5 protein-coding genes are annotated in these 3,781 nt (G+C 72.3%); all 5 read left to right on the forward strand.

Translation table 11 applies throughout. From position 1 onward, the window contains the following. Positions 1–886, forward strand: an 886-nt coding sequence (locus tag GT042_RS18770; protein WP_161309880.1) for an alpha/beta fold hydrolase, incomplete at its 5' end; no start/stop codon positions are given. Continuing rightward, entirely contained in the window at positions 883–1,860 is a 978-nt protein-coding gene (locus tag GT042_RS18775) for an LnmK family bifunctional acyltransferase/decarboxylase (RefSeq protein WP_161309881.1), read from the forward strand. The genes GT042_RS18770 and GT042_RS18775, both read left to right, overlap by 4 nt. After that, positions 1,857–2,159 carry a phosphopantetheine-binding protein gene (locus GT042_RS39190; protein WP_202533132.1) on the forward strand — a complete coding sequence of 101 codons (303 nt, stop codon included), beginning with the start codon at positions 1,857–1,859 and terminating at the stop codon, positions 2,157–2,159. Before GT042_RS18775 ends, GT042_RS39190 begins: the two co-directional genes overlap by 4 nt. After that, on the forward strand, positions 2,156–3,385 hold the full coding sequence (locus GT042_RS18785) for a hydroxymethylglutaryl-CoA synthase family protein (protein ID WP_161309882.1): 1,230 nt from the start codon (positions 2,156–2,158) through the stop codon (positions 3,383–3,385). The genes GT042_RS39190 and GT042_RS18785 overlap by 4 nt, the downstream gene beginning before the upstream one ends. A gap of 24 nt (positions 3,386–3,409) precedes the next feature. Then, positions 3,410–3,661, forward strand: coding sequence for a phosphopantetheine-binding protein (locus tag GT042_RS18790; protein WP_161309883.1), 252 nt, complete (start codon positions 3,410–3,412; stop codon positions 3,659–3,661). The last annotated feature ends 120 nt before the right edge of the window (positions 3,662–3,781 follow it).

Genomic DNA, 3,781 nt, shown 5'->3' on the forward strand with positions numbered 1-3,781 from the left:
CGCGGATGTCCGCGCCGCGATGGACGAGGGCCACCGACCACTGAACGAGAACCTCGCCGTCCTGCGCGAGCACCAGCCGGACGTACGCAGGCACCTCGTCCCGCTCAGCGAGGGCGACGTGGAGGTGTTCACGGCGGGCGAGGGCACCCCGCTCGTCCTGTTGCACCCCTTCAACATCGGCGCGGGCTTCTTCGGTCCGCAGTTCGCCGGCCTGGCCGACCGCCACCGGGTGATCTGCGTGCACCACTCCGGTGTCGGCTCGACGACGGCCGCCGCCGACCTCTCCGTGGAGGGCCTCGCCGAACTGCTGCGCCGTACGCTCGACGCCCTGGACGTCCGGGAACCGGTGCACCTCGCCGGCGCCTCGTTCGGCGCGCTGCCCGCCCTGTCCTTCGCGCTGCGGCACCCGCGCGAGGCCGCTTCGCTGACCCTCATCGGCGGGTCGTACAAGGTGGGCAACCGGCAGGGCGAGATGAACCGCCTCGCGCTCGTCGCCCGGGAGGACTTCGACCGCCTGCTCACGCGGCCCGGCACCGAGCCGGTCGCCGCCCACCGGCAGCGGTACGAGGACATGCTGCTGCGCTGCGAGAGCCTGAACGCCCAGATCGGGCTGCGCTACCTCGACGAGTTCGACGCCTCCCCGAACCTGCTGCCCCGGCTGGCCGGCCTCCCCGTGCCGTCGCTGATCACGCACGGCAGGCACGACACCGTGGTCCCGCTGAAGACCGCCCACCTGCTGCACGGCACCCTGCCCGACGTCCGCTACCACGAGTTCGAGGAGGCGGGCCACTTCCCCAGCCTCACCGCCGCCCCGCGGTTCAACGAGCTGCTCGCCGGCTTCCTTGCCGACGTCGACGCGGCCGGCCGGCCGGAGGCCGGCCGATGACCCCCGCCCCGGCGCCCGCCGTGCCCCCCGCCTTCCAGGTGCTCGACGCCGGCACCGTCCGGCGCCGGGTGACCGTCTCACCCTCCATGTGCGGCCACAATTCCCTGTTCCTCGGCCAGATCGGCGACTGGACGTGGGAGACGGTCGGATCCCTGTGCGACACCGACGTCCTCGCGGCCAGGAACGCCGAGGGCGACCCGGCGTACCTCGCCTTCTTCTACTACCGGGTGCGCGGCAGCCGGGTGTTCCACCTGCGCAGCCCCACCTTCGGCGACGAACTCGACGTGCTGTCCCGGTCGTTCGACTTCGGCAGTGAGTCGGTGCTGACCGTCCACCGCATCTCCGCGACCGTGAAGGCCGACACCCCGCCGGAGCCCTGGGACCCGGCCGCCTTCCACCGGGGCCCCGCGCCCGGCAGCCTGCACGTGGAGAACTTCAACCGCTGGGTCAGCCGCCGGGACGCCGACAGCAACCGGGGCCTGATGACCGCCTCGCCGCCGGACTTCCACCACACCCGGCTCCCGGCCCTGCCGGAGGAGTACTCGCCGAGGCCGGTCTACGGCCGCGCCCGCTCGCTGCTGACCTTCTGCGCGGACCCGGAGCAGGAGTACGCCACCGTCGCCGAGGGCTTCACCACCCGGTACTGCATCGACATCACCCGCGACCTGAACGGGGTCGGACTCGTCTACTTCGCGTCCTACTTCTCCTTCGTCGACCTGGCCGTCCTGCGCCAGTGGCGCGAACTGGGCCGCGGCGACCGGGCGTTCCTGCGCCGGAAGGTGATCGACCAGCAGCTCTGCTACGCCGGCAACGCGGACCCCGACAGCGAGTTCGAGATCGCTGTCACCGTCCGGGCCCCACGGGCCCGCGCGGGCGAGGAGATCGTCGACGTCGTGGTGCGCGACGCGGACAGCGCGGACCTGATAGCCGTCAGCACCCAGCGGGTGCTGTGGGATCCCGAGGAGGCCCGGTGAACAGTGTGGAGGACGGCGCACGGCGCACGACGGCCGAAGCGGCCCGGGCCGCTTCGGCCCGGACCAGGGCGGAGCAGGCGCTGTACGAGGTGATCCGGAGCATCCTCCCGGCCCTGGCGCCCGAGGAGATCACCGGGGACAAGCACCTGCGCGACCTGGGCGCCGACTCGGTGGACCGGGTCGAGATCATCCTGGGCGTCACCCGGCGCCTCGGCATCGACGAGCCGATGTCGAACTTCAGTGCCGTCCCGGACATCGACGGGCTCGTCGACCACCTGAGCCGGGGGCCGCTGGCATGATCGGCATCGAAGCGCTCGACGTGTACGCGGGCCTGGCCGGCATCGGCCTTCCCGAACTGTTCGACGGCCGTGGCCTGGACCGCGCCCGGCTCGCCAACCTGATGATGGAACGCCGCTCGGTCGGGCTGCCCTTCGAGGATCCGGTGACCAACGCCGTCAACAGCGCCAAGGCGCTCGTGGACGCGCTGGACCCGGCCGAGCGCGGCCGTATCGAACTGCTCGTCACCTCCACCGAGTCCGGGGTGGACTACAGCAAGTCGGTGGCCTCCTACGTCCACGAGTACCTCGGGCTCTCCCGTACCTGCCGGGTGATGGAGGTCAAGCAGGCCTGCTACGCGGCCACGGGCGCGGTGCAGCTCGCCGCCGGGTATCTCGCCTCGGGCCGCGCGCCGGGAGCCAAGGCGCTGGTCATCGCCACCGACGTGGCCGTGGTGGACGAGTACGCCGCGTACGCGGAGGCCGCCACCGGCCACGGCGCGGCGGCCGTCCTGCTGAGCGACACCCCACGGATCATGACCATCGACCCGGGCGCCTACGGCCTGTACAGCTACGAGACACTCGACTCCGCCCGCCCGCTGCCCACCCTCGACATCGCGGACGCCGACCGCTCGCTCTTCGCCTATCTCGACTGCCTCGCCCACAGCTTCGCCGACTACGCGGACCGGGTGGACGGCGCGGACTTCGCGGAGACCTTCGACCGACTGGTGATGCACACCCCGTTCGCCGGTCTCGTCCGGGCCGGCCACCGCAAGATGATGCGCGAGCACGGTGACGCCCAACCCGCCCTGATCGAGGCGGACTTCAACCGTCGGGTCGCGCCGTCGCTGACCTACCCCCGGGTGGTCGGCAACCTCTGCTCCGGCTCGCTCTACCTCGCGCTTGCCTCCACCATCGACACCGCACCCTGCCAACGCCCGGAGCGGATCGGCCTGTTCGCGTACGGCTCCGGCTGCGCCTCCGAGTTCCTGAGCGGCGTGATCACTCCCGAGTCCGGCCGGGTACTCGGCGCGCTGCGCATCGGTGAACGGCTGGCGGCCCGGCGGGACATCGGCTTCGACGAGTACGTACGGCTGCTCAAGGAGACCCGGGCCTGTCTCGTCCCGGAACGCGACCGCCGCGTCGGGACCGAGGAGTGGGCCGACTACCTCGACCACCCCGGCCGGCCCGGCGAACTGCTCGTACTGACCGGCGTCGAGGACTACCACCGGCGCTACGCGTGGCGCTGACCCGCACTCCCCGAGAGGACACCGATGGACGAGTCCGACGACCGTACGGTCCTGGACACCCTGCGACGGCACATCGTGGCCGTCGTCCCCGAGGTCGACCCGGCCCACGTCACCCGGCACGTGTCCATGGCCGAGCTGGGCTGCAACAGCATCGACCGCGCCGAGGTGGTCACCCTGACACTGGAGGAACTGCGCCTGGACGTGCCGGTGGCCGAGTTCCAGGGCCTGCCCGACCTCGGGGCCCTGGTGGACCTGATGCGGACGTACCGGCCGTGACCCCCACCGCCCCCGTGGTCGTCACGGGCCTGGGGGTGCACACCGCGATCGCGGCCGGCCCGGACGCCTTCGCGGCGGCCCTGCGCGCGGGTCGTGGCGGAGTCACCCGCCGCACACCGG

The organism is Streptomyces sp. SID3212 (assembly GCF_009865405.1).
Classification (GTDB): Bacteria; Actinomycetota; Actinomycetes; order Streptomycetales; family Streptomycetaceae; genus Streptomyces.

Bases quoted from the DNA above. Each gene is read 5' to 3' on its own strand.
- GT042_RS18775 (WP_161309881.1), top strand. From the start codon at position 883: ATGACCCCCGCCCCGGCGCCCGCCGTGCCCCCCGCCTTCCAGGTGCTC.
- GT042_RS18785 (WP_161309882.1), top strand. From the start codon at position 2,156: ATGATCGGCATCGAAGCGCTCGACGTGTACGCGGGCCTGGCCGGCATC.
- GT042_RS18790 (WP_161309883.1), top strand. From the start codon at position 3,410: ATGGACGAGTCCGACGACCGTACGGTCCTGGACACCCTGCGACGGCAC.